Here is a 24,201-nt window from a genome sequence, read left to right as displayed (position 1 = left end):
CGGGCCGGCCTCACACCTTCGGCCCGAGGGCGGGCCCGGCACCTTCGCTCCGAGGGTCGGCCCGACACCTTCGGACCGATCCACCGGGCCGATCCACCGGGCCGATCCACCGGACCGATCCACCGGACCGGCCTCCGGACGACCGAGTGAGAGGCGTCCGCCGCCGGTTCCACCCGGCGGCGGCGCCCCGTGGCGGGCCGTGACCCGACCGGCCGCCACAGCCACCCGCGCACGACCCGCGCGGCCTTTCCCGAAATACGGCCTTCGCCCCTCCGCGGCACGCCGTCTTCTGTCGAAGTCCTCTTTCGAAAAATGGGGGAACCACCGTGTTCGATCTCGCGCGCGCCCATGCCAACGGCGACCGCTATCTGCTGCTGCTCGGCTCCGACATCCTGCTCCGTGAACGCGGCATCGTGTCGGCGCTGCGGACCTACCCCGGCCCGGTGATCGGGATGAGCGAGACCCCGGCCGCGCAGAACGCCAACCGCTTCTTCGACCACGTCCTGCGCGCCGACTACTACGACGAGCGCCAGGCCCTCGAAGCCGTCCAGCAGTTCGAGCGCGAGACCGGGCTGCGGCCCGGCGCGGTGGTGCCGATCATCGAGATGACCGTGCACGTCTCCGTCGCCGTCGCCCGCCACTACGACCTGCCCCGGCTCTCCGACGCCTGCCTGGCCAAGGTCCGCGACAAGCACACGATGAAGGCGGCCTTCGAGGCGGCCGGAGTGCCCTGCGCCCGCCACCGCCTCTTCGGCACCCTGGAGGAACTCCACCAGGCGGCCCGGGAGCTGGACTTCCCGCTGGTGCTCAAGCCGCGCGACTTCGCCGGCAACGTCGGCACCGTGCGGGTCAACGGCCCCGGCGAGCTGGACGAGGCGTACGTCTACTGCCGCGACTCCCTGCTGGAGATCGCCCCGCTGTACGGGTTCGAGGACGGCCGCTTCCAGGCCGAGGAGTTCGTCACCTCCACCCACGAGGTCTCCGTCGAGGTCGCCAACCACCGCGGTGAGCGGAGCGTCGTCGCCGTCACCGACAAGTCCAAGGCGGGCGCCCCCTACTTCAGCGAGCGCGGCCAGCTGGTGCCGAGCGCCGACTCCGGCAACGAGGAGCTGCGCCGGGTCGCCCTGGCCGCCTGCGCCGCGCTCGACATCGACCACGGACTGGCCCATGTCGAGGTCCTGGTCGACGGCGACCGGCTGAGCGTCGTCGAGGTGGCGGCCCGGCCCGGCGGCGACGGGATCATGGACCTGATCGACCGCGTCTACGGCTTCAGCCCCTACGACCTCCACTTCGGCTCGTACACGGACACCCTGGACGGCCTGCCCCCCATCACCGCGGAGCCCGCCGGCATGGGGGCCACGGCCTTCCTCAAGGCGCCGCCCGGCACGATCACCGAGGTCAAGCCGGTCCACGACCTGACCCCCGAGGAGGTCGGCCTCTACATCACCGCCCAGGTGGGCGACGTCTCCCGGCCGCTGACCTCGTACCTCGCGCGCGACGGCGTCCTGGAGTGCTTCGAGCGGGGCCAGAGCGACCAGCGGGCCTTCCGCGCCAAGGCCGACGAGCTGGCCCGGCAGCGTACGGAGCAGATCTTCACCGTCGAGGCGGAGCACGACCCGTCATGATCCGCGGCACGTTCCGCACGGTCGCCGGACTCAACAGCGATCTGCGGGCCCTGTTCGTCTCCACCCTGCTCTTCCGGGCGGGGACGATGGCCTTCCCCTTCCTCGGCGCGTATCTGCTCGGACAGGAACGTTACGGCGTCGAACAGGTCGGCCTGGTCGTCGGCGCCTTCGGCCTCGGGGCGCTCGTCGCCGACGTGGGCGCGGGGGTGCTGCTGGGACGGCTGCGGCCGGTCACGGTGATGCTCGGCGGCTGCGTCGGCTACGCCCTGGTGCTGGCCGTCGTGCCCGCGCTCTCCGCCGTGCCCGCGCTCCTCGTCGCGACCCTGCTCTGGGGCATGGCCTTCGAGATCTACACGCCCGCCAGTTACGCGCAGGTCGTGGCGGGTTCCTCGGCCGACCAGCGGAAGATCGCCTTCTCCTGCAACCGGCTGGCGATCAACCTCGGCATGGGGCTCGGCCCGGCGGTCGGCGGTCTGCTCTTCACCGTGGCTCCGCAGGCGCTGTTCTACGTCAACGCCGTCTGCGTCCTCGCCGCCGCCGGGGTGCTGCTGCGCCGCTCCGCCTCCACCCGGTCGGCCACGACCGCCGGGGCGGCCGGACCGGGCAGGCTGCTCTCGCCCACCGTCCGCGACGAGTCCCGGTTCTGGACCCTGTTCGTCCTGGCCCTGCCGGTGCACATCGCGTACGCGCTGCCGCCGATCCTGCTGAGCACGTACGTCATCGAGGGCATCGGGCTGCCCGCCTACTGGGTCAGCGTCGTCTTCGTGGTCAACGCGGCGGCGATCGTGCTGTTCGAGGTGCCGCTGAACAAGGCCATGGTCCACATGTCCCACCTGCGGTCACTGCTCATCGGCTACGTGCTGGCGGCGGCCGGGTTCGCCCTCACCGGGCTCACCTCCAGCGGGCCGCTGCTGGCGGTGATCGCGCTGCTCTGGACCTGCGGGGAGATGATCGTCTTCCCGGCCCTGCTCAGCTACGTCTCCCAGCTCTCCGCCCCGACGGTGATCAACCGCAATGTGAGCCTGTACTCGGCGGGCGTCAACGTCGGATTCATGACGGCGCCGCAGATCGGCGGGGTGCTCTCGGCCGGCCGTTCGCCGGGCACCCCCTGGCTGGCCGCCGGGACGGCGCTGGCCGCGGCGAGCGTGCTGATGGTGGCCGCCCGCTTCTCCCGGGCCACCTGGTGCCCGGACGACGAGCATCCGGGCGCCGACGACGGCCCGGAGGGGCAGGCGGCGGACGGGACGCCGAAGGACGGACAGGCCGACCGGGCGCCCCAGTCGGCGGACTCGACGGGCTGACGGAGGGGGTGGTCCGGGAGCCCCGGACCACCCCCGGCCCCCTCAGGAGATCTCCACCTCGAACGCCAGGTCCCGGCACCGCTGCACCACCGTCGTCACCCACTCCTCCGGCCGCGCCGGATCGTAGGAGCGCATGGTCTCCATCGCCCAGTACTCCGCGAACGGCAGCGCCCTCGGCCGGGTCTCCCGCAGCCGCCGGGCCCGCCGGCGTGGCTCCCGGGAGCCGAAGTCGCTCTCGCTCTCCAGCAGCGCGTCCACCGTGTGCCCCAGCGCCGAACGGGCCGCGAGCACCGCGCTGGGCACGTCCCGGGCGGCCAGCCGGCGCCCCGCGTCCTCGATGGCCCGGTCGGCCGCGGCGAGCGAACGGGTGGTCACGAGGGCCCGGAACGCGGAGCCGCCGATCCGCCGCTCGCACTCCTTCGCCCACTCCGTGCCGCTGAGCGCGAGAGGGGCGCTCATCCGTTCCAGGAACAGCTCCTCGGCGTCGCTCAGCACCCCGACCGCCGTGCCGCCGCCCTCGAACCGTTCCCGGGTGACCTTGGCGAGCACCTGCCGGACCTGGCCCTCCAGCCAGTACGTGATCTCCCAGCGCCGGCCCGCCACCGACAGCGCCAGCGACGGGACTTCGGCCGGGGAGAGCCGCACGGGCAGCGCGCGGGCGCCCTCTCCGGTCCACGGACCGGTGGAGACCACGTGGAAGTCGTACGTGCCGCCCTCGTCGGCCCAGCCGCGAGCGGCGGGTCCGACGCAGCAGACCGCGAGGCAGCCGTCCGGTATCAGCCCGCGGCGGTCCATCTCCTCCAGGCAGCCGGTCAGTCCGGCGCTTCCGGCCGGGGTCACCACGCCGAGTCCCGGCCGGGGCCGAAGAGGCGGACGGTGAAGTCGTCGGGCTCGCGCACCCGCAGACGGGGCTGCAGGCTCCCGGCCCGCCGCCGCGCGGCCGCCGCCGGGCCCGCCGACGGGGGAGCCGTCCGGTTCAGCCGCTCCTCGGCCAGCTCGCAGACGGCCTCCGCCCACTGCACCAGCTCGCGCGACTGCCCCGGGGTGTGCTGCCGGTGGGCGCTCTCCCGGAGCTGGTCCCACAGCCCCGCCGCGCTCCACTGGGTGAACCGGCGGTGGGTGTTCTGCCAGGACACCGTGAACGCCCGGGGCAGGGCCCGCCAGGGTACGCCGCTGACCAGGACGAACAGGATGGCGGCGAAGGTCGCCTCGTCGTCGGCCCGTTGGCTGCCGCCGCCCTGCGGACGGACCGCCGGGCGGGGCAGATGCCGGCGGGCCAGCGGCCACAGGGCCATCGGGGCGAGCCAGGTGAACCGGCCCGCGCCGGGGAGGGGGACGCGGGGGCCGGGCACCCTCGCCTCCGGGAGGGTGCTGTTCGTCCGCCGCAGCGGGGGTAACGGATTGCCTTGGTGGGTCATGTCCTCTCCAGGGCGGTCGTGAGCGGGCGGAGGACGCGCGCGGCCGGGAGGCCGCACCGCGTGTCGTCACCGTGGCCACCGTCGCTGTGGGCCAGGTCCTGTCGAGTGGGCGGTTCCTGCTGTCGGTCGATGCGTACGGCCGCTGCACGCAGCCAGGTCTGCGTCGGTGCGGAGTCCACCTGTCCTCCCTCTGCCGTGGTCATCGGCTGCTCTCCGGCCCCGTCCGTCGGACGACCCTGTCGTGAAGACGGGCATGCCGCCGGGTGAGGTTGCCTCGGGAACGGCGTGCTGCGTTCCGGCGCGGTCGATCGGCTTCCTGACGGTGGCCCCCTCCACCCGCGGTCGCTCGGGGTGAGCGGCCGACCTGCCTGCCGGAGCATTGAATCGAACGATGTTCTTCGATGCAGAACGCTTGCTCGAAAGCTAGGCGCGGTCCAAATGGCGTGTCAAGCAACGGCTGTTGCCGGTGGACGCACCGGTGCATACCTCAACGGACATGGACGGACCGGACGGGCGCAGGCTCCTGGAATCGGCCGGGATTGGTCGGCGTGGGGCATGGGTAGTGTCGGTCGGGGCCGCCCGGCCGGGGTCCCGGTGGAACCGGTTCCGGCCGGTCCGCGAGGGGGCGGATCGGGGCGGTGGCAGCGGGTCGGGGGTGGTGCGGACGGGGCGGGCCGAGCGTGACGGGGGCGTGGCGATGGGCGGTGGCGGCGGCTTCGGCGGGCCGGCCGGCGGACCGGGCGGGGGAGCGGTTCAGAAGGAGGCGACCCGGTTGCCGAACCGGTGGGCGCCGAGTTCGCGCGAGAGGCTGCGGGCCGTCTCGCGGGTCGCGATCGAACAGCCCTGCCGGTGCCGTTCGTCCAGCAGGCGTTCGACGGGTCCGACGAGGCCGATGGCCCCCGCCGCGCACCCGGTGCGGTCGAAGATGGGGGCCGCGATGCCCGCGTCGCCGAGCGTCGCCTCCTGCTTCTCCACGGCGTAGCCGACCTCTCTGGCCTGCGCCAACTGCGCTTCCAGCACCTCGGGTTCGGTCACCGAGTGGCCGGTCAGCGCAGCGGGCGGGCGGCTGAGCAGGCGGGTCCGCAGCTCCTCGGGGGAGAAGGCCACGATGGCCTTGCCCAGCGCGGTGGTGCTCCAGGGCAGCGTGGCCCCGGTCTCCAGCGGCTGCGCCACGTTCCCCGGCCGGCAGACGTGGTGGATCACCAGGACGTCGTCATGGACCAGCACCCCGACCCAGACCGCCTCGTCGGTCCGGGTGGCCAGCAGGTTGGACCAGGTGAGGGCGCGGGTGCGCAGCTCGTGCGTGTCCAGGTAGGCGTTGCCGAAGGTCACCAGGGCGGGTCCCAGCCGGTATTTGCCCGACTCCTGGTCCTGCACCACCAGGCCGTCCGACTCCAGGGTGCGGAGCAGGCCGTGCATGGCCGATTTCGACACCCCGACCCGGTCGGCGAGTTCGGTGACCCCCAGTCGCGGGGAGGCCCCCGTCAGCTCCTTGATGATGCGTACGGCGCGCTTGACCGACTCGACCATGGGCCCACCCCTGTTCGGTATGAGTGAACACTGTTCTCTTTGACAGCGTCAATGTTCACGTTCTTGTACGGCATGGCCATGGTGCCCTACCCGTACGGAACCGGGTTGCCGGGGTGGTGGCGCCACCGGCCCCGACCCGGGGGCGGCCGCCTCCCGGGAGCGTCGCCCGGGGCCGCCCGGCGCTGCTTCGGGGTCACCCGGGGACGACCTCGACCACCCCGTGCGCGAGGAGTTGGGCGGCGAACTCGACCGTGTCGCCGGTGGCGTTCTCGGCCGGGACGCCGTACTCCTCCGCCACCACGGCGGCGATCCCGCGCAGCGTCGACGTGCCGTCGATCCGCCGGACGATGGCCTGCGCCACCTCGTCCAGCTCCAACGCGTGCTCCCGCACGGCCACATACATCCGCCCCCGGTACCGGCGCGCGCGGGCCTCCACCCGGCGCTGCAGAACACTGGCCGGTGTCAGCTCGATCTCGGTCTCCCCCATGGCTCCCCCATCGTGTGTGCTCCACCCGGTGAATCCTGATGCCCGGGATAGGAATGCAACCGGCGGCCGACCGGACCGTCAAGGTCCACCTGAGACAGCCAACCGCCCGACCGGCCCGTACGGTTCGGCTCCGCCGCAGGTGGGGCGCGGGGCGCGCGGGGGAGTGGACGGCCGGGGGCGCCGGACGGGCGCGGCGAGATGAGACACGGCCACTCCGACCACATGAGACACATTGCCTTCCCGGCAGCCCCCTCGCGGCCGGGGCCCCGCGCGCCGGCCGAAGGCATCGGCCCCGCGCCACCCGGGCTCCGGGCTCCGGGCTCCGGGCTCCGGGCCTCCCGGCCTCCCGGCCCCCCAGCCCCAGAGGTCCCTCGGCTCCGGCTCCCCGGTCTCCGGCCTCCCGGCTCCGGCCCCTCAGCCCCGGAGGCCCCTCGCCCCCGGCCTCCCGGCTCCGGTCTCCGGGCTCCGGGCTCCGGCCTCCCGGCTCCGGTCTCCGGGCTCCGGGCTCCGGGCTCCGGGCTCTGGCTTCCCGGCTCCGGGCTCCGGGCTCTGGCCTCGCGGCTCCGGAGGCCCCAGGCTCAGGCCCTCAACCCCGGCCCCTCAACCCCGGCCCCTCGCCCCGGCCCTCGCCCCCGGCTCAGGCCCCCCGGCTCACGGCTTCTCGACGACGACCACGGCGTTGCTCACGCGTCGCTCGCGCAGGGGCCCGCCCCAGTCGTCCACCGGCCGGTTGTAGAGCGTGTTCCCGGCGATGAGGGTGGTGTCGCCGCCGCTGCCGAGCCCCACCGCCTCCCGGGCGCCCAGCCACTTCATCACCGCGGCCGCCTCGGGCAGCGTCGCTCCCACGCTCAGCGCCGGGTCGCGGCCGTCGATGGTGACGAGCAGCAGCTCACCGGCGGCGGTGACCCCCGCGAGCGTGCGGGCGTGACGCTGCAGCAGCGTGTTGTTGGCACGGCACTTCTGCCCCGGTGCGAGGTCGGCCGGTACGCAGGAGGCCTGGGCCATCCCGTTGGCGGCCGGGTTCAGCCACACCTCGCCGCCCCGTACCAGTGCCGGCGTACCGCCCGCCACCGCCGAGAGCTCCGGGGTGGTCACGGACCTGCCGTCCCGGCCCCGGACCGTGGAGCCGGGCTTGAACGCCTTGCCGACCTCGCTGTGCGCGCGGAGCCAGGCGGCGCCCTCCCCGATGCCCTGGAGGACCCGGCCGCCGGGCGGGATCGGGCCGCCCGCCGGGGTACGGAGCTGCTTGACGACCCAGTTGCCGTCCATGACCACATCGACCGTGTGTGCCAGGAACTCCGCCTGGTCCGCGTACCACTGCGCCTGCCACCCGGTGACGGGGTCGGTCCAGCTGTCGCCCCGGCGCACCGGGGTGGGGGTGGCGGCGCCCCACTCCGGGCGGAAGACCACGATCTCGTCGGGGTCGTGGCAGGTGGTGTTCCGCCAGGGCTGGAGCGTCCGGGTGCGGTTGGAGGCGCGGTAGTCGTTGCCGACCCCGCCGCAGCCCAGCACATGACCGGCCGGCCGGTGGATGCCGTCGACCACCCGTACCGCCCCGTCGGGTGCGGTGATCCGGGTCTCGGAGCTGATCTCGTCCACGGCGGCCCGGCCCTGGAGCCCCTCCAGCAGAAGGGCGGTCCTGCCGTTGTTCGGGGTGCCGAGCAGCACGTTGTTCTGCAGGTACAGGCCCTGCGGCACGCCTTCGAAGCCGCCGAAGTCACCGTTGTTGGGGCTGTCGATGTCGAACTCCGAGCCGTTGACCGCGACGAGCGCCCCGCTCTCCGCCGCCAGTTGCCGTACGGTCTCGGAGCCCCGGACGTCCTTGCCGTGCACGGCCTTCAGCGTGACCCGGGCCGACGGCGCGACCGTGATCACCCTGACCTGCCACGGGCCCCGGCTCGCGCTCCCGTCCTCGGCGGTGAAGAAGATCCGGCTCCTGCCGAAACCCGCGTCCGCCAGCGCCTGCCGGGCCTGGACGGCGTCCTCCCGGCGGTCGGCGGCGAACCGGCCGACCCGGACCCCGTACCCCACCACCCGGCTGTCCGTGTCGGCGCTCTCCGGCACGGTGAAGACATCGACGCGGGCGGTGAATCCGGCCGCGTCCAGGTCCTTCGCCAGCCGGTCGGCGTCCGCCCACGATCCGAAGGTCTCCGTGCCCGTCTGCGGATGGCGGACCCAGACCGACCAGGCGTCCGAGGCCTCGCCCTGCCAGTACTTGCGGTAGGTGACCCCGGGAGCCAGCAGGTCGGCGGGTCTGGTCCGGGTCGGTACGTCGGCGGGGCCGAGCGGCATCCGCCCCACCGGTTCCGTTCCGGCCACCGCCCCGCCCGTACGCGGCGGTTGACCCGGCGCCGCCGCCCCGAGCAGCAGCACCGAGGCGACGGCGACGGCCGCGGGCACCCGGATCCGGCGGACGAACCCGGCGGGACGGATGAACCCGGCAGGACGGGCGGACCCGGCGGGACGGGCGGACCCGGCGGGACTGGCGGGACGGGCGGACCCGGCGGGACGGGCGGGGAGGGCGGATCCGGACACCGGTCCGGGTATCGGCCCGGGCAGCGGACGGTGCGGCACAGCGGTCTCCGTTCGGAAAGGCCCTGGCAGGGCGGTCGCCCCACTTCACCACGCCGCCCCGCCGGGCCACCGGCACACCCCGGGCCGCCCGGACCGCCGGAGGGCGGCCGTGCCTACCATCCCCTGTGACCGATACGACCGAGCAGCCCGCCCGCCGCCCCCGGATATTCGCCGACCTCACCCCCCTGCGCGCCTACCCCGACTACCGGCGGCTCTGGTTCGGGAACACCGTGTCCTGGATCGGGCAGGGGATGACGGCCCTCGCCGTCTCGCTCCAGGTCTACGACATCACCGGCTCCGCGTTCTCCGTCGGGCTCATCGGGTTCTGCTCGCTCGTGCCGCTCGTCGTGTTCGGGCTCTACGGCGGGGCCGTCGCGGACACCGTCGACCGGCGCAAGCTCGGCCTGTTCAGCGCCGCCGGATCGTTCCTCCTGGCCCTGGTCCTGGCCCTGGCCACCTTCGCCGGGGCCGAGAACGTCGGCCTGCTGTACGCCATCGTCGCCCTCCAGGCCGTCTGCTTCGCGCTCAACGCCCCGGCCCGCTCCTCGATGATCGCCCGGCTCCTGCCGCCCGAACAGCTGCCCGCCGCCAACGCGCTCAGCTCCATGACCACGACGACGGGCGCGCTCGTCGGCCCGATGCTGGGCGGGCTGATCGTCGGCTGGTGGGGGTACCGCGCCGCGTACACCGTCGACGCCGTCACCTTCACCGCCTCCCTGTACGCGATGTGGCGGCTGCCCTCGATGCTGCCCGACCGGACGGCGGAGGGCGAGGCCCGCAAGCGGGCCTCCGTGACGGACGGGCTGCGCTTCCTCGGCACCCGGCCCAACCTCCGGATGACCTTCTTCACCGACCTGTGCGCGATGGTGCTCGCCCACCCCCGGGCGCTCTTCCCGGTGGTCGCCGTCGTCTGGTACGGGGGTGACGCCCGGACCACCGGCCTGCTCGTGGCCGCCCCGGCGCTCGGGGCGCTGCTCGGCGGGGTCTTCTCCGGCTGGCTCGGCCGCATCCGCCGCCACGGTCTCGCGGTCCTGCTCGCCGTCGGCAGCTGGGGCGCCGCCATCGCCGTCTTCGGCCTCACCCGCCACCTCTGGCTGGGGCTGCTCTTCCTGGCGCTCGCCGGGTGCGCCGACACCGTCTCCATGGTCTTCCGGAACACCATGCTCCAGGCGGCGGTCCCGGACGAGATGCGCGGCCGGCTCCAGGGCGTGTTCATCGTCGTGGTGGCGGGCGGGCCCCGGCTCGGGGACTTCCTGGCCGGGTCGGTGGCCGACCTCACCTCACCGGCCGTGGCCGTCGTCGGGGGCGGGGCGGCCTGCGTGGTGGCGGTCGGGCTGCTGGCCCTGAAGTGGCGGGGCTTCGCCCGGTACGACGCCCGCGACCCGCAGCCGTAGCCGCCGCCCCGCCGTGGCGGCCCTACCGGACGACCGACCGGGCGATGCCCAGCTCCACCAGGTCCTGCGGCCGCAGCCGGAGCTGGTCGGCGGTGGCACCCGTCTCCTCCGGCGGCCGCTTCAGGATGGCCGCCGCGAGTTCGGGCGCGATGACGGAGAAGTAACTGTCCGCCGTCACATGGGTGTTGCCCGGCGCCGCGAGGGCCAGGGCACCGCCCGAGCCGCCCTCGCCGATCACCAGGGTGGTCACCGGCACCCGGGCCGCCGCGATCGCCGCGAAGGTGTCCGCGATGGCCGCGCCCTGGCCGGCCCGTTCCGCCTCGGCGTCGTTGGCGGCGCCCGGGGTGTCGACCAGGGTGAGGACGGGGACGCCGAGCCGGTCCGCGAGCCGGATCGTCCGGGCCGCCGCCCGGTATCCGGCCGGGCGCGTCGGGGTCCCGCACTGTGCGACGTACGCGACGGCCCGTCCGTCCGCCCGCAGCCCGAACCCGCTGAGCAGCCCCGGGTCCGTACCGCCGGACCGGTCCCCGTGGAGGGGGAGCCGTACGGCGAAGTAGTCGTCCAGATACGCCCGGGCCCGCGGCCTTCCCACCGCCCGGGCCCGCTCCACCGCCTCCCGCCCGCTCCCCGGCAGCCCGGCGGAGGACGGTGCCTGGGCCCGGGGGAGCGGCGCTGCGGCGGGTCCGTCCCCGGTACCGGCAGCCTCCTCGCCCGTCCCCAGAGCCCGCAGCCACAGCCCCACCGTGCGGGGCAGCTCCGGGCCCGGGACCACCGCGTCCACCTGGCCCGCCGCCGACTGGCCCTCGGCGCCGTACGCGTACGGGTCGGCGTCCGGCGGCCGGACCCGGGAGCCGGCGAACCCGATCTGGGCGCCCGGCAGGGCAAGCACCACATCCGCGCCCGCCCCCACGGTGGCCCAGCCGCCGCCGGTCGTGGGGTCGCGGACCACGGCGATCTGCGGGAGCCCCGCCGCCCGCAGCCGGGTGGAGGCGGCGGCCACCCGCTGGAGCTGGGTGAGCGCGACCATGCCCTCCTGCATCCGGCTGCCACCCGTGGCGACGAGCGCGACCAGCGGCAGCCGGCGGGCCAGCGCCAGGTCGTACGCGGCCTCCAGCCGGTCACCCGTCAGCAGCCCCAACGAGCCGCCCAGGAAGCCGAACTCGAAGGCGAGCAGCACGCACTCCCGGCCACCGGCGACCCCGGTCCCGTACACGACCGACTCGTCCTCACCGGTCCGCTCCGCCGCCCGTGCGCGCGCCGCGTCGTACCCCGCCCAGCCGAGCGGGCCGTCCGGCGGGAGCGTGCGCGGCGACGGGGGCCGGTGCTCGGTGAAGCCCGCCCCGCCGGTGAGCAGGGCGATGGCCTCGCGGGCGGTGGCCCGGGGCGTCGCACCGGACGGCGCGCCGACGGGAGCGTCACCGGACTCGGGGGAGCCACCGGCCAGGGGGGCGTCACCGGACGCGGGGGAGCCATCGGGCAGGGGGAAGCCACCGGACGCGGGGGAGTCACCGGACATGGAGCGACCTCTTCATGATCTTCCCCAGGTCGTTGCGGGGCAGCGCGTCCAGGTAGCGCACGGTACGCGGACGCTTGTGCGGGGCCAGCTGCCCCGCCACCAGATCCGCCAACTCCTCGGCGGTGGGCGGCGAGTCGGGGTCGGCCGGGACCACCCACGCCACCACCCGCTCACCGAGGTCCGGGTCCGCCTCGCCGGTGACGGCGGCCTCGCGCACGCCGGGGTGGCCGAGGAGCACGTTCTCGATCTCGCCCGCGCCGATCTTGTAGCCGCCGCTCTTGATGAGGTCGGTGGCCTTGCGCCCGACGATGGTCACGTACCCGTCCGTGTCCACCGTGCCGACGTCGCCCGTACGGAACCAGCCGTCGGCCGTGTGCGCGGCGGCGGTGGCGTCGGGCCGGTTGAGATAGCCGGTGAACAGGTTCGGGCCCCGGACCTGGATCTCCCCGATCGCCTCCGGCCCCTCCAGCACCGTGCCGTCCTCCTCCACCAGCCGCAGCTCCACCCCCGCGAGCGGCGGGCCCACCGTGCCGGGGCGCGGCACGCCGTCCGCCCGGATCCCCGTGTTCATCAGGGTCTCCGTCATCCCGTACCGCTCGATCACCCGCCGCCCGGTCGCCGCCGCGACGCGCTCGTGGTCGTGGACGGGGAGCGCAGCCGAACCGGAGACCAGCAGCCGCGCCCCGGCCAACGCCCCGGCCAGCGCGTCCCGTCCGGCCGTCCCCGCCGGGGCGTCCAGCACCTCCGCCAGCCGGTGGTACATCGTCGGTACGCCGAAGAGCATCGTGCCCCCCGACCCCAGTTCCCGCGCCACACCCCCGGCCGAGAACGCCCCCAGGTGACGCAGCGAACCGCCCCGCCGCAGCGGTCCGAGGACGCCCAGGATCAGCCCGTGGACGTGGAACAGCGGCAGCGCGTGGACCAGCACGTCGTCGCCGGTCCACCCCCAGGCGTCCTCCAGCGCGTCCAGCGACGCGGCGACGGCCCGCCGGGGGAGCACGGCCCCCTTGGGCGGGCCGGTGGTGCCGGAGGTGTAGACGATGAGGGCGGGGGACTCGGGGTCGCCTTCCCCGGGCCCGGGCGCGCCACCGTCCGCCGGGGCACCGCCTCCGCTGTACCCGTCCGCCGTCGCGCCGCCTCGGCCGTCCGCGTAGGCCGCCGCGCCGCCTCCGCCTTCCGCGTACGCCGCCGAGCCGCCTCCGCCTTCTCCGTACGCCGTCGCGTCCCCGGTCTCCGCCCGCGCGTCCACGGTCACCCGCCGCACCTTCTCCAGCGCGGGCGGCAGCTCGTCGGCCCCTCCCGCCAGGACGGCCGTGGGCTTGCTGTCGGCCAGGATGTGCGCCAACTCGCGTTCGCCCGTGCGGGGGTTGAGCGGCACCACCGGCACGCCGGCCCGCAGGGCCGCCACCACGGCGATCACCGTCTCCGCCGTCGGAGTGGCCCAGACGGCGACCCGGCCCGCGTCCGCGATCCGGGCGGCGAGGGCGGCGGAGGCCCCGGCCAACCGGCCGTAGGTCAGGGAGAGATCACCGAAGCGGACGGCCTCCCGGGAGGCTGCCGGGCCGGTGGGGGACTGGAGCGCGGGAAGAAGGAGGGTCACGCCGGGAAGCCTAGGGGCTCGGGACGGCCCCGGCCGGGTGCCGGGTGCCGATGAGGGGAGCGTCACCATCGGCCGACGGCGGCCGTTCTCCCGGCGTCACGAGTTGACGGTTTCGGAGCCAACTCCCCTGCCCTGCTGCGAAAATGAATTTCGCGACTGCGATGTGGATGAGGCGGCACGGTGGAGTGGACATGCGAGGCGTGCGGAGGTCCCGTGGCGCAGGCCGAAGGGGTGACAACCGCTGCGGCGGTACGGGGCCACGCTCGGGAGGCCGGGCACGACCAGGCGAGTGTCCGGCGTGTGACACCGTCGGGCATCGTGCAGCGCTGGCGTACCGAGGCCGACCGGGAACGGTGGAGAGCCGAAGAGCGGGCATCGCAGGCGCGGGGACGCCCTGAGAAGGGCACAGCCGATGAAGCCCCAGCGGAGGAAGCCGCGAGCGCGACCCCACGTCGGCCCGAAGGCTGGTACGTGCACACCGCCGCCACATCTGGCCCCACCCGACTGCCGACAGCGGGCCGGGCCTGGGGGATCGGCTGTCTTTCGCTGCTGTTTCTGATCGTCGTCCTCGGGCTGTTCACCGAACCTCTGGAGGGAGGCCCGGGCGGGAACGGTGACAGCCCTGGTGAGAGCCGTGAGGAATGCCGCGAGAGGTACGAAGGTGCAGGCGATGGAACGGTGGACTGGAGAGGCATCTGCGACCTCATCGAGTAGCCCGCCGACCCGGTGGGCGCCGACCGTACAGGCCGCACCGGGCAGGGCTGCAGAGAGCGGAGACCTCACCCGCCGCGCCGGAGGTTCCGCATCCGTGCGTACGCGTACACGCATCCCGCCAGCGCCAGGTCGGACAGGAGCATGAAGCCGATCGCGTACGAGTCCTTGGCGCTGTAGATCGCGCCCATCACCAGCGGCGGTACGAACCCGCCGAGCCCGCCCATCGCGCCCACGATCCCCGTCACACTGCCCACCTTCGCCTGCGGGGTCACCTGCGAGACCAGGGCGAAGACGCTGCCGCTCGCGGTGCCGAGCCCGGCCGCCATGGCCAGCAGGGCGATGGTGCCGGTCGGGTTCAGGGGCGGTTCGAAGGCCTGGACGACCGCCATCAGGGCCGCCAGCAGCAGGGCGCCCGCCGTCACGAGCGCCGGGTGGACCCGGTCCGAGAGCCAGCCGCCGATCGGCCGGAAGACGACGGTCACCAGCGCGAACCCGGCCGCCTTGGTGCCCGCCTCGGTCGGTGACATCTCGTACCAGGTCTTCAGGTACGTCGGCAGGTAGACCCCGAACGCCACGATCCCGCCGAAGCCGATCGCGTACAGCGCCGACAGCTCCCAGGTCACCCGCAGCCTCGCCGCGTCGCCCAGCCGGTGGGCCAGCGTGTCCGTGGGGACCTTCCGGCCGGGGTGGTCGCTGACCAGGACGGCGGCCAGCAGCGCGAAGACCACCAGCGCCCCCGCCACCACGAGGAACGGCAGGTTGTCGCCGTGCTTCGCGATGCGCGGGGTGAAGTAGCCGGAGAGCGCCACGCCGCCCATGCCCATGCCGAACACGCCCAGCGCGAACCCCCGTCTGGCGGGCGGGAACCACGAGTTGACCAGCGGGACGCCGATCGCGAACGTCGTGCCGCCGAGCCCCAGCAGGAAGCCGACGGCGAGCATCGCCCCGTACGAGTTCCTCGCCGGGATCAGCAGCAGCACCGGCACGATCGTCAGCGCCGACACCAGCGGGAACATCAGCTTCGCGCCGTACCGGTCGGTCAGCGCGCCCACCGGGATCCGGCCCAGCGACCCCACCAGCACCGGCACCGCCACCAGGAGCGACTGCTGGAACGAACTGAGCCCCAGCCGGTCCTTGTAGTCGCCGGACATCGGCGCGATCAGGTTCCAGGCCCAGAAGGTGAGGGCGAAGCCGATCGTGGCCATGACGAGGTTCCGGTACGCGGCGGCGGACGGCGCCGCGGCCGCGGCTGCCGCCGGGGCGGGGGCGTCCGGTGGCTCGGGGGGCTGCTTGACGGCGGAGTTCACACCGCAAGTCAAGGGCGCGGGGGAGCGCGGGGCCCGCCGGAGTGCGCCGACCGGGCGACGGCACCCGCCCTCCCCGGCCGTCACGCCCCGGCGACCACACGCTTGCCCCGGCCGTCACGTGCTTCCCCCAGCCGATATCGCCACAAGCTGGGACAATCGCGGTATGGATCGGCTGGACAGGGAAATCCTCGGCATTCTCCAGGAGGACGCCCGGATCTCGTACCGGGATCTGGGCGTACGCGTGGGGCTCAGCGCCAACGCGGCGGGCGACCGGGTCCGCCGGATGCGCAAGGACGGGGTGATCCGTGGCTTCACCGTCATCGTCGACCCGGCCGCCGACACCCGTTCGGGCCTGGTCGTCTTCATCGATGTGACGCTGCGGCTGGACACGACGAACGAGGAGTTCGAGCGTTCGGTGCTGATGCTGCCCGGGATCACGGAGGTGGTGCACGTGACGGGCGGCCACGACTATCTGATCCGGGCCACGGCGGCCGACCCGGTGGCGCTGGACTCGCTGCTGCGGCGGCTCAAAAAGGAGGCGGGCGTGGCCCACTCCACCACCCGGATCGCCCTGCGGGCGGCGCCGAAGCACTGACGGCGGGCTCCCGTCCTGCCCCGGGAGCTCACAGCGGCGCCTGCCAGGTCACCGTCGTCGACCGGCCGCCCTCCTCGTCTCGGCCGTCGTCCGCCACCAGCAGCCGTACGGCGCCCCGCCCGTCGGCCAGCCGCACCGTCGCGTCCACCTCCACCTCGATGGCCGAGACCCCCGGCCTGCGGTGCGCGGCGGCCAGCGCCTTGCGGAGCGCGGCCAGCAGCTCGCGGCCCGTCGCCTCGCCCACCAGCGCGTCCACCGCCCCCGTGAAGTGCACCGACGGCGGAAAGCCCAGCAGCGCCGAGGCGCCCCCGGTCTCCCGCAGCACCCGGCCCCGGAACGTGCTCGGGGCCTCGGCGGGCGGCTGCTGGAGGGCGAAGATCGCGGTGCGGACCTCCTGGATGGTGGAGTCCAGCTCGTCCACGGCCCGCCCGATCAGCTCACCGGCCTCCCCCTCACCGGCCTCCCCCTCACCCGTGGCCCGCCGGCGCGTCGACTCCAGCATCATCTCCGTGGCGAAGAGCCGCTGGACCACCAGATCGTGCAGGTCACGGGCGATCCGGTCGCGGTCCTCGTACACCGCGAGCTGCTCCCGGTCCGCCTGCGCGTCCGCCATCACCAGCGCCAGGGCGGCCTGCGAGGCGAACTGGGTCGCCAGCAGCCGGTCGACCGCCGTGTACGGGGGCGCGCCGCGCCGCCGGGGCAGGGCCAGGGTTCCGATGAGCCGGCCGCCGCTCTGCAGCGGCAGCATCATGCTGGGCCCGAACCGGGACCGTACGTCGGTGGTCATCCGGGGGTCGGTGGCGGAGTCGTCGATGAAGACCGGTTCGCCGCCGAGCAACTGGACCAGGACGGGAGAGCCCGGGGCGATGGTCGTGCCGACGATGCCCGCCGGGTCGTCGAGGGTGGAAGCCGTCACGATCTCCATCCCGCCCTCCTCGGTGGGCTGGAGGATCACCCCGGCCGAGGCCCCGGCGAGCACCCGGGCGCTCTCGGCCACGGTCATCAGGGCGTCGGCCGCGTTCGTCCCGGTCAGCAGGGCCGTGGTGACGGCCGCCGCCCCCTCGATCCACCGCTCGCGCTGCCGGGCGCTCTCGTAGAGCCGGGCGTTGCCGATCGCGATGCCCGCCTGGGAGGCGAGGACGTGCAGCAGGGCCCGGTCCGTCTCGGTGAAGGGGCCCGAACTCTTCCCGGCCAGACAGAGGTGGCCGAAGAGTTCGGTGTGCACCTGGATGGGGGCGACGAGATACGCCGGAGCGGGCGCACCGGCAGGCTCTCCGCCCCTCGCCTCCGCCCCCGCTCCCGTCTCTGCCGCTGCCTCTGCCTTCGCTCCCGTCTCTGCCTCTGCCTCCGCCCCCGTCCCCGCCTCTGCCTCCGTCGGCAGTCCCGCCCGGCGCTCCGGGAGGAGGCGGTCGACGGAATGCCGCTCGGCCTCCGTCATCCCGGTCCTGTAGAGCGCCTCGGTCCGGTCGTCGTCGGGCTCCAGCACGCCGAGGGCGCCGTGCCGGGCCCCGGTCAGCGTCGTGGCGGTGTCCACGATCTGCTGGAGGGTGGCGCGGAGCCCGAGGTCGCTGCCGATGCTGAGGACGGCCTCCAGGAGCATCGGCAGCCGGTCGACGGGGGACAAGGAGTCCGGGAACCCTTCGGCCTAGCCCGCCAGCGGGTTGAGGACCATCGGCTGGATCTTGCCGTCCAGCATCGCTCCGAGGCCGAGCACCGAGCAGACGTCGGGGCGCTCGGCGATGTGCACCGGCATCCCCGTCGCGTCCCGGAGCATCTTGTCCAGCCCCGGGAGCAGCGCGCTGCCGCCCACCATCATGATGCCCCGGTCCGCGAGGTCGGCCACCAGATCGGGCGGGCACTCGCGCAGCACCTTGCCGACCCCGTCGAGGACGGCGGTGAGCGGGGTGTGGATGGCCTGCCGTACGGCGGCGGTGTCGACCCGCACCGAGCGGGCGAGCCCGGTCGCCACGTCCCGGCCGTGGATCTCGGTCAGGGCGGGCCCGGTGAGCTGGAGGCCGTTGCCGTGCAGCGCCAGCTGGAGCGGGCGCACGGACTGGCTCGGCAGCAGCAGCGCGTGGTGCTGGCGCAGGTACTGGATCACCGCCTCGTCGATCGCGTTGCCGCCGACCGGGATGCGGACGGCCGTCACGATCGAGCCGAGCGACAGCACCGCGATCTGGGTGGTGGCCGCCCCGCACGCCATGATCATGGTCGCGGTCGGCTGCTCCACCGGCAGCCCGCACCCCGCAGCCGCCGCGATCAGGGTGTCCACCAGCTCCACCCGTCGGGCGCCGAGCCCGACCAGGGTCTCCACCGTGGCGCGCTGGGCCAGCGGATCGGCCTCGTGCGGGATGCAGGCGGCGGCGCGCAACCGGGGCTTGCGGCGCAACTGGCGGCGGAGCTTGTCGCCGAGGAGGTGGCGCAGCATCCGCTGGGCCATCTCGATGTCGACCACGGAGCCGCCGGAGACCGGGCGGACGACCCGGATGTACTCGGGGGTGCGGCCGGTCATCTGCTCGGCGAGCACGCCGACCGCGATGAGTGATCCCGTACGGATGTTGACGGCGGCGACGCTCGGTTCGTCGACGACGAGCCCGAGCCCCTTCACATACACCCGGGTCCTCGCGGCCCCGAGATCGACGGCGACGTGGCAACGCTGCAACTGCTCAAGGCTGACGGTCACGGCGGATTCTCCCGAGGGCGCGGACGGTGGCACCGGCGGCGAGCCGGCCTCTCCTCGCATCGTCGCGTCCCCCGCCGGGTCGCGCGCGCTGGGCTGGTCCGTCGAGGGGACCCCGAGCTGACGCCCCGTCGGGTCGGGACCGACGGCCGGTCGCCCCACGGCCGACGGCTCGACCGGCCCGGGCGCCGACTGCCCGGCCCGTCCGCGTGCTGACGGCCCGCCGACCGGCGGCCGACGCCCCGGCCCGACCGGGCGCCGACGGTCCGACCGGCGCGGGACTCACGGTCCGACCGGTCCGGGAACCGATGGCTCTGCCGGCCCGGGACCGTCGGTCCGGCCGGCAGCCGATGACCCCGCTCGAACGGCCCGGGGGCCGACTACCCCGCCCGAACGGTCGGGGCGCCGACGGCTCGGCCTGCCCGGGACCCACGGCCCGACCGGTCCGGGGGCCGATGGCTCTGCCGGCCCAGGGGCCGACGGCCCGGCCGGCGGCGGACGACCCCGCCCGACCGGCCCGGGACCGACGGTCCGACCGTCCCGGCGCCGACAGCCCGACCGCCCGCCCTGGGCGCCGACGCCCCCGCACGTCCAGGCGCTGACGCCCCGTCGGCCGCCTGCGGCCCGGCTCCGCTCAGCCCGGCAGCAGCCGCTGGAACAGCCCCCAGGTGAACTCCGCGACATACGGCTGTCCGCTCCCCGGGTCCGTGACGGCCAGCGCCCACCGGGTCGGCGCGCTCCCCTCCATCGGCCGCGCCGGAGGAAAGGCCCGCGCCGCCTCGTCCACCGTGCACGACCAGGGGCGGAGCGACGGTACGGAGGTCAGCTCGGGGCCCGCCGCCCCCGGGGCCCGGACCAGCCACTCGTTCCACACCGCCCCGCCCGGACCGGCCATCACCTCGAAGCGCAGGTCCGGCCAGAGCGGCACCGGCCAGAGCAGCGCCTCGCACTCCACATCGCCCACGCGCCGCTTCAGCGTCAGTTCCGGCTCCCCGAGCACCGAGCGGTAGCGCCGCAGCGACCCCCGTCCCCGGGGTGCCCGGACCATGGCCTGCCAGCGGCGGTTGGCCTCCCGCATGTCGGCGAGCGAGGCGCTCAGTTCCCGGCGGGACTCCTCGACCAGTTCCGGCTGGTGGTCGGCCATGCGGCGGAGCAGGACGAGCTGGAATTCGAGCGGGCCGAAGGGGGTGGGAGCGGTCATGCCGCCCATCTTCCCGCAGGTCAGGCGTATCGGACCGGCTGTCCGCGGAATCCGGTGTTCCTCACAGGATCCTCACCTCGTCGGCTTCCTCCGTCGAACCGCGCCTGCCTAGTCTGCGGGCGCCATGGATTACTGCCACCCGTGCCGACGGCATCTCAACGGAGCCCTGGCCTGCGCCGGGTGCGGAACTCCCGCCGAGGCACTGGGCCCCTTCGCGCCGCCCGTGCCGACGCCCGCGGGCCCCCTGCCGGACGCGCCGGGCGGACCGGGTGACGCCGCCGCGCCCGCTTCCGGTGATCGCTCCCGGTCCCGGTCCCGGTCCCGTCGGCGTGCGCGGGGCAACCACCGCAGACGCGGCCGTACGGTGCTGCTCGCCGTGGGCGGCCTGCTCCTGGCGGCGGGGGCGCTGAGCCTGGCGGAGCTGGCGATGGAGCCGGGCGGCCGGGACGACAGCGCCGCCGACTACGTACGGGAGGCGCCGCGCGGTCCGGAGGAGCCCGTGCCGGACCCCACCTCCGGTGCCGCCTCGGGCGGAGGGCCGCAGGATCCGGGCCCGGTGACGTCCGAGGAGGGCAGGCCCGTGGACCCGTCGGCCTCGGCCTCGGGCACCGGTCCGGCGGTGTCACCGGCTCCCGGCGCCGCCGCGACGGCCTCGCTCACCGGGTCCCCGCACCCGGACGAGGACCAGGAGCCCGGCGACGCCACGGCCTCACCCGGTTCGACGCCGGACGCGTCGGACAGCCCGCCCGCCGATCCGCCGGGCCCGGGGGAGCCCGATGAGCCGGAGGAGCCGACGACCGCGCCCGCGCCCCCACCGCCGGGCGAACCGACCGTGGACCCGACGCCCACGCCCACCCCGACACCGTCCCCGACGTGCACCCGCTTCCTGTGGTGGTGCGTGTAAGCCCGGTGGTGCGGACAAGCCCGGTGGTGCGCGTCAGCCCATGGGCTCCGGCATCCGGTGGTGCGCGGAGGTCCACAGGCTCCGGCATCCGGTGGCTCCGGCGTCCTGTGGATGGGGCGCTCTGTGGCTCCGGCGGGTCAGCTCTCGCCCAGCATCCGCCGCAGCAGATCCCGTAGCACCGTCCGCTCCGCGTCCGACAGCTCGGCCAGCGGCTCCCGGGCGAAGTCCAGCGAGTCCCGCAGCTCCCGGGCCGTCTGCCGGCCCGTCTCCGTCGCGGCGGCCAGCTTCACCCGGCGGTCGGCCGGGTCCGGCCTGCGCTCGACCAGGCCGCGGGTCTCCAGACGGTCGACGATGCCGGTCACGTTCGACGGCTCGCACTTCAGCTTGACGGCGATCTTCCGCATCGGGGTCGGCTCCAGCGCGAGCAGCCCGAGGACCCGCGCCTGCGCCCCGGTGAGGGAGTGCGCGGCGGCGGCACGGTCGTACTCCTCGTGGTAGCGCGCCACGACGGTGCCGATCAGCTCGACGACCTCGACGGTCAGGGGGTCTGTGCGGGTGGCCATGGGAACCAGCGTACCGATTTACTTGACAACATGAAATATTAAGGCGCAGGGTTGTTTCACGTCATGAAGCTTTTTCCCTGAGGCTTCCCCCCCCGTAGGACATTGAGGAGAACCCGAGCCCATGTCTGCAGCACTTCCCGCGTCCAGCCGCGAATGGCACCTCGTCGCCCGCCCCCACGGCTGGCCGGAGGCCGAGGACTTCGCGCTGCGTGAGGCCGCGGTGGCCGCTCCGGCCGAAGGCCGCATCCTCGTCCGCAACAAGTACTTCTCCGTCGACCCGTACATGCGCGGCCGGATGAACGACGTGAAGTCGTACACCCCGCCGTTCAAGCTCGACCACCCCATGGACGGTGGCGCGGTCGGCGAGGTCATCGCCTCGAACGCCGAGGGCTTCGCCGTCGGTGACCACGTCCTGCACGGCCTCGGCTGGCGCGAGATCGCCCATGTGCCCGCGCAGCACGCGGTGAAGGTCGACCCCGACCTGGCCCCGCTCTCCGCCTACCTCGGCGTGCTCGGCATGACCGGACTCACGGCCTACGCGGGCCTGTTCGAGGTGGCCTCCTTCAAGGAGGGCGACGCGGTCTTCGTCTCCGGTGCCGCCGGTGCCGTGGGCAGCCAGGTCGGCCAGCTCGCCAAGCTCAAGGGCGCCTCCCGGGTCATCGGCTCGGCGGGCTCCGACGAGAAGGTCAAGCTGCTCGTCGAGGAGTACGGCTTCGACGCCGCGTTCAACTACAAGAACGGGCCGGTCCGCGACCAGCTCAAGGAGGCCGCCCCGGACGGTATCGACGTCTACTTCGACAACGTCGGCGGCGACCACCTCGAAGCCGCGATCGGCGCGCTCAACGTGCACGGCCGCGCCACCATCTGCGGCATGATCGCCCAGTACAACGCCACCGAGCCGACCCCCGGCCCGCGCAACATGGCGCTGATCATCGGCAAGCGGCTGCGGCTGCAGGGCATGCTCGTGGGCGACCACGCCGACCTCCAGCCGAAGTTCGTCCAGGAGGTCGCCGGCTGGCTGGCCTCGGGCGAGCTGAAGTACCAGGAGACGGTGGTCGAGGGCATCGAGAAGGGCTACGACGCGTTCGTCGGCCTGCTGCGCGGCGAGAACACCGGAAAGATGATCGTCTCGCTCGTCTGACCCGCGCAGGTGAAGTGGACCGGTCCTCTTCACCGGGAGGCGACTTCACCGGGAGGCGACTTCACCGGGAGGCGACCTCACCGGGAGACGAGTTCGACGGGGAACGAGTTCGCCGGAGAACGATCCGCCCCGACCGGTCCCGCCCGCGCCCGCGCACGGCCTGGCCCCGCCCGCCTGGCCCCGCCCGCCCGGCCCCGCCCGCCCGGGGCCGGACCGATCCGGTCCGAGCCGTCCGGGGCCGGTCCGCGCCCACCCGGGGAAGGCACCCGTTAGGCTCGTCCCCAGGCCGTCGCGATCGTGGGCGCGAGTCGCGGCGCACCAACAGGAGGAATCCGCACATCATGACCATCCAGAAGATCGACGTCGCCTACACCGCTGTCGCCACCGCCGAGAACGGCCGCGACGGCCGGGTCTCCTCGGACGACGGCCGGCTCGACGTCGTGGTCAACCCGCCGAAGGCCCTGGGCGGCAGCGGCGCGGGCACCAACCCGGAGCAGCTCTTCGCGGCGGGCTACAGCGCCTGCTTCCAGGGTGCGCTGGGCGTCGTCGCCCGCCAGGAGAACGCCGACATCTCCGGCTCGACGGTCACCGCCGAGGTCTCCATCGGCAAGACCGAGGCCGGCGGCTTCGGCCTGGAGGTCGCCATCCGCGCGACCATCCCCAACGTCGACGTCGCCACCGCGCAGGCGCTCGTGGAGAAGGCCCACCAGGTCTGCCCGTACTCGAACGCGACCCGCGGCAACATCAAGGTCGAGCTGTCCGTGGCCTGATCACCGCACCGCTCTCCGAGGACCGCACCCCGCACCCGGGGTGCGGTCCTCGCCGTCTCCGTACGCCAGTACGCTGACGCCCATGAACGATCTCGGGGCAGGCTTCGGCTACTTGCTGAAGGGGCAGCGCTGGGTCGCCCGGCACGGACGGTGGTTCGGCTTCGGGCTGCTGCCCGGACTCATCACCCTGGTCGTCTACGCCGGAGCCCTGGTCGGACTCGGTTACGGCGCCGACGACTTCGTCGCCTGGGCCACCCCGTTCGCGGACGACTGGTCCTCGCCCTGGCTGGGCCTGCTCCGCACCACCCTGACCGCGCTGGTCTTCATCCTCGGCCTCTTCCTCGCCGTCATCACCTTCACCGCCGTCACCCTCCTGGTGGGCCAGCCGTTCTACGACTCGCTCTCGGAGGAGGTCGAGCGCAGCGAGGGCGGTGAGGTCCCCGAGTCGGGGCTGCCGCTCTGGCGCGAACTGTGGATCTCCGCCCGTGACTCGGTCCGTATCCTGCTGCGCGTCGCGCTCTTCGGGATCGCCCTCTTCGCCTGCGGCTTCATCCCCCTCGTCGGTCAGACCGTCGTCCCGGCCCTGGGCTTCTGCGTCTCCGGCTACTTCCTGGCCCAGGAGCTGACCGGCGTCGCCCTCCAGCGGCGCGGGCTGCCCCTGAAGAAGCAGCTCGGGCTGTTGCGCGGCAGGCTTCCGATGGTGCTGGGCTTCGGCGTCCCGCTGGCCCTGTCGTTCCTGGTCCCGTTCGTCGCGGTGTTCCTGATGCCGGGAGCGGTCGCCGGGGCCACCCTCCTCGCCCGCGACCTGGTCGACCCGGCCAGAGGCTTCCCGGCCACCGGCACCGGCGGGATCGCCGCGCCGCAGGAGCGGGCCGTCTGAC

At 74.3% G+C, this 24,201-nt stretch carries 21 protein-coding genes; 8 read left to right on the top strand and 13 right to left on the bottom strand.

Annotation, left to right across the window (positions count from 1 at the left end; all coding sequences use genetic code 11):
• Positions 1-326 precede the first annotated feature (326 nt).
• Both ACQ9ZG_RS08935 and ACQ9ZG_RS08930 read left to right on the top strand, forming a co-directional pair.
• Positions 327-1,625 carry an ATP-grasp domain-containing protein gene (locus tag ACQ9ZG_RS08935; RefSeq protein ID WP_109915648.1) on the top strand — a complete coding sequence of 433 codons (1,299 nt, stop codon included), beginning with the start codon at positions 327-329 and terminating at the stop codon, positions 1,623-1,625.
• A complete protein-coding gene (locus ACQ9ZG_RS08930) occupies positions 1,622-2,926 on the top strand; it encodes an MFS transporter (protein WP_109915647.1) in 1,305 nt (434 codons plus the stop codon). Before ACQ9ZG_RS08935 ends, ACQ9ZG_RS08930 begins: the two co-directional genes overlap by 4 nt.
• Before the next feature lie 42 nt (positions 2,927-2,968).
• Here ACQ9ZG_RS08930 and ACQ9ZG_RS08925 read toward each other — a convergent pair whose 3' ends face one another.
• The 6 genes from ACQ9ZG_RS08925 to ACQ9ZG_RS08900 form a co-directional block, all read right to left on the bottom strand.
• The gene (locus ACQ9ZG_RS08925) at positions 2,969-3,769 is read right to left on the bottom strand and encodes a hypothetical protein (RefSeq protein ID WP_499280236.1); all 801 of its coding nucleotides are present in this window, start codon (positions 3,767-3,769) and stop codon (positions 2,969-2,971) included.
• Positions 3,763-4,344: a transposase gene (locus ACQ9ZG_RS08920; RefSeq protein ID WP_084995878.1), complete on the bottom strand. Its 582-nt coding sequence runs from the start codon at positions 4,342-4,344 to the stop codon at positions 3,763-3,765. Before ACQ9ZG_RS08920 ends, ACQ9ZG_RS08925 begins: the two co-directional genes overlap by 7 nt.
• Positions 4,341-4,547: a hypothetical protein gene (locus tag ACQ9ZG_RS08915; RefSeq protein ID WP_028415351.1), complete on the bottom strand. Its 207-nt coding sequence runs from the start codon at positions 4,545-4,547 to the stop codon at positions 4,341-4,343. Before ACQ9ZG_RS08915 ends, ACQ9ZG_RS08920 begins: the two co-directional genes overlap by 4 nt.
• A gap of 550 nt (positions 4,548-5,097) precedes the next feature.
• Positions 5,098-5,874 (bottom strand): IclR family transcriptional regulator, encoded by a 777-nt coding sequence (locus ACQ9ZG_RS08910; protein ID WP_028415352.1) that lies wholly within the window; start codon positions 5,872-5,874, stop codon positions 5,098-5,100.
• A gap of 193 nt (positions 5,875-6,067) precedes the next feature.
• Positions 6,068-6,361 carry a PqqD family protein gene (locus ACQ9ZG_RS08905; RefSeq protein WP_018486977.1) on the bottom strand — a complete coding sequence of 98 codons (294 nt, stop codon included), beginning with the start codon at positions 6,359-6,361 and terminating at the stop codon, positions 6,068-6,070.
• A gap of 651 nt (positions 6,362-7,012) precedes the next feature.
• Complete coding sequence (locus ACQ9ZG_RS08900) at positions 7,013-8,896, bottom strand: phosphodiester glycosidase family protein (RefSeq protein ID WP_499280234.1); 1,884 nt, start codon at positions 8,894-8,896, stop codon at positions 7,013-7,015.
• Between the two features lie 164 nt (positions 8,897-9,060).
• Between ACQ9ZG_RS08900 and ACQ9ZG_RS08895 the strand changes: the two genes are divergently transcribed.
• Positions 9,061-10,329, top strand: coding sequence for an MFS transporter (locus ACQ9ZG_RS08895; RefSeq protein ID WP_028415354.1), 1,269 nt, complete (start codon positions 9,061-9,063; stop codon positions 10,327-10,329).
• A gap of 22 nt (positions 10,330-10,351) precedes the next feature.
• Here the strand turns inward: ACQ9ZG_RS08895 and ACQ9ZG_RS08890 are convergent, their stop codons facing one another.
• The 3 genes from ACQ9ZG_RS08890 to ACQ9ZG_RS08880 form a co-directional block, all read right to left on the bottom strand.
• Positions 10,352-11,845 (bottom strand): carboxyl transferase domain-containing protein, encoded by a 1,494-nt coding sequence (locus ACQ9ZG_RS08890; protein WP_499280232.1) that lies wholly within the window; start codon positions 11,843-11,845, stop codon positions 10,352-10,354.
• On the bottom strand, positions 11,835-13,445 hold the full coding sequence (locus ACQ9ZG_RS08885) for an acyl-CoA synthetase (protein WP_499280231.1): 1,611 nt from the start codon (positions 13,443-13,445) through the stop codon (positions 11,835-11,837). The genes ACQ9ZG_RS08890 and ACQ9ZG_RS08885 overlap by 11 nt, the downstream gene beginning before the upstream one ends.
• A gap of 779 nt (positions 13,446-14,224) precedes the next feature.
• Positions 14,225-15,466 carry a nitrate/nitrite transporter gene (locus ACQ9ZG_RS08880; protein ID WP_109917188.1) on the bottom strand — a complete coding sequence of 414 codons (1,242 nt, stop codon included), beginning with the start codon at positions 15,464-15,466 and terminating at the stop codon, positions 14,225-14,227.
• 163 nt (positions 15,467-15,629) lie between these two features.
• Here ACQ9ZG_RS08880 and ACQ9ZG_RS08875 point away from each other — a divergent pair, with 163 nt between their 5' ends.
• On the top strand, positions 15,630-16,061 hold the full coding sequence (locus ACQ9ZG_RS08875; protein ID WP_028415358.1) for an Lrp/AsnC family transcriptional regulator: 432 nt from the start codon (positions 15,630-15,632) through the stop codon (positions 16,059-16,061).
• A 28-nt stretch (positions 16,062-16,089) separates the two neighbouring features.
• Here the strand turns inward: ACQ9ZG_RS08875 and ACQ9ZG_RS08870 are convergent, their stop codons facing one another.
• The 3 genes from ACQ9ZG_RS08870 to ACQ9ZG_RS08860 form a co-directional block, all read right to left on the bottom strand.
• Positions 16,090-17,661 (bottom strand): GAF domain-containing protein, encoded by a 1,572-nt coding sequence (locus ACQ9ZG_RS08870; RefSeq protein WP_499281583.1) that lies wholly within the window; start codon positions 17,659-17,661, stop codon positions 16,090-16,092.
• A gap of 45 nt (positions 17,662-17,706) precedes the next feature.
• Positions 17,707-18,744, bottom strand: a complete 1,038-nt coding sequence (locus ACQ9ZG_RS08865) for a rod shape-determining protein (protein WP_028415360.1) — start codon at positions 18,742-18,744, stop codon at positions 17,707-17,709.
• A gap of 631 nt (positions 18,745-19,375) precedes the next feature.
• Positions 19,376-19,942, bottom strand: a complete 567-nt coding sequence (locus ACQ9ZG_RS08860) for a hypothetical protein (RefSeq protein ID WP_181398148.1) — start codon at positions 19,940-19,942, stop codon at positions 19,376-19,378.
• Positions 19,943-20,066: 124 nt separating this feature from the next.
• Here ACQ9ZG_RS08860 and ACQ9ZG_RS08855 point away from each other — a divergent pair, with 124 nt between their 5' ends.
• Positions 20,067-20,846: an SCO2400 family protein gene (locus tag ACQ9ZG_RS08855; RefSeq protein WP_499280230.1), complete on the top strand. Its 780-nt coding sequence runs from the start codon at positions 20,067-20,069 to the stop codon at positions 20,844-20,846.
• 137 nt (positions 20,847-20,983) lie between these two features.
• Here the strand turns inward: ACQ9ZG_RS08855 and ACQ9ZG_RS08850 are convergent, their stop codons facing one another.
• Positions 20,984-21,409 (bottom strand): MarR family winged helix-turn-helix transcriptional regulator, encoded by a 426-nt coding sequence (locus ACQ9ZG_RS08850; RefSeq protein WP_018486966.1) that lies wholly within the window; start codon positions 21,407-21,409, stop codon positions 20,984-20,986.
• A gap of 121 nt (positions 21,410-21,530) precedes the next feature.
• On the opposite strand from ACQ9ZG_RS08850, the gene ACQ9ZG_RS08845 reads away from it, so the two are divergent.
• The 3 genes from ACQ9ZG_RS08845 (at position 21,531) to ACQ9ZG_RS08835 (ending at position 24,200) form a co-directional block, all read left to right on the top strand.
• Positions 21,531-22,550, top strand: coding sequence for an NADP-dependent oxidoreductase (locus ACQ9ZG_RS08845; protein ID WP_018486965.1), 1,020 nt, complete (start codon positions 21,531-21,533; stop codon positions 22,548-22,550).
• A 341-nt stretch (positions 22,551-22,891) separates the two neighbouring features.
• Positions 22,892-23,320 (top strand): organic hydroperoxide resistance protein, encoded by a 429-nt coding sequence (locus ACQ9ZG_RS08840; protein WP_109917550.1) that lies wholly within the window; start codon positions 22,892-22,894, stop codon positions 23,318-23,320.
• Between the two features lie 82 nt (positions 23,321-23,402).
• Positions 23,403-24,200: an EI24 domain-containing protein gene (locus ACQ9ZG_RS08835; RefSeq protein ID WP_109917549.1), complete on the top strand. Its 798-nt coding sequence runs from the start codon at positions 23,403-23,405 to the stop codon at positions 24,198-24,200.
• Position 24,201: the final 1 nt, after the last annotated feature.

It is taken from the genome of Streptomyces araujoniae, from assembly GCF_050871195.1.
Classification (GTDB): Bacteria; Actinomycetota; Actinomycetes; order Streptomycetales; family Streptomycetaceae; genus Streptomyces; species Streptomyces bacillaris.
The sequence above is the reverse complement of the archived record's forward strand: the minus strand, read 5'-3'. Positions and strand labels throughout refer to the sequence as shown.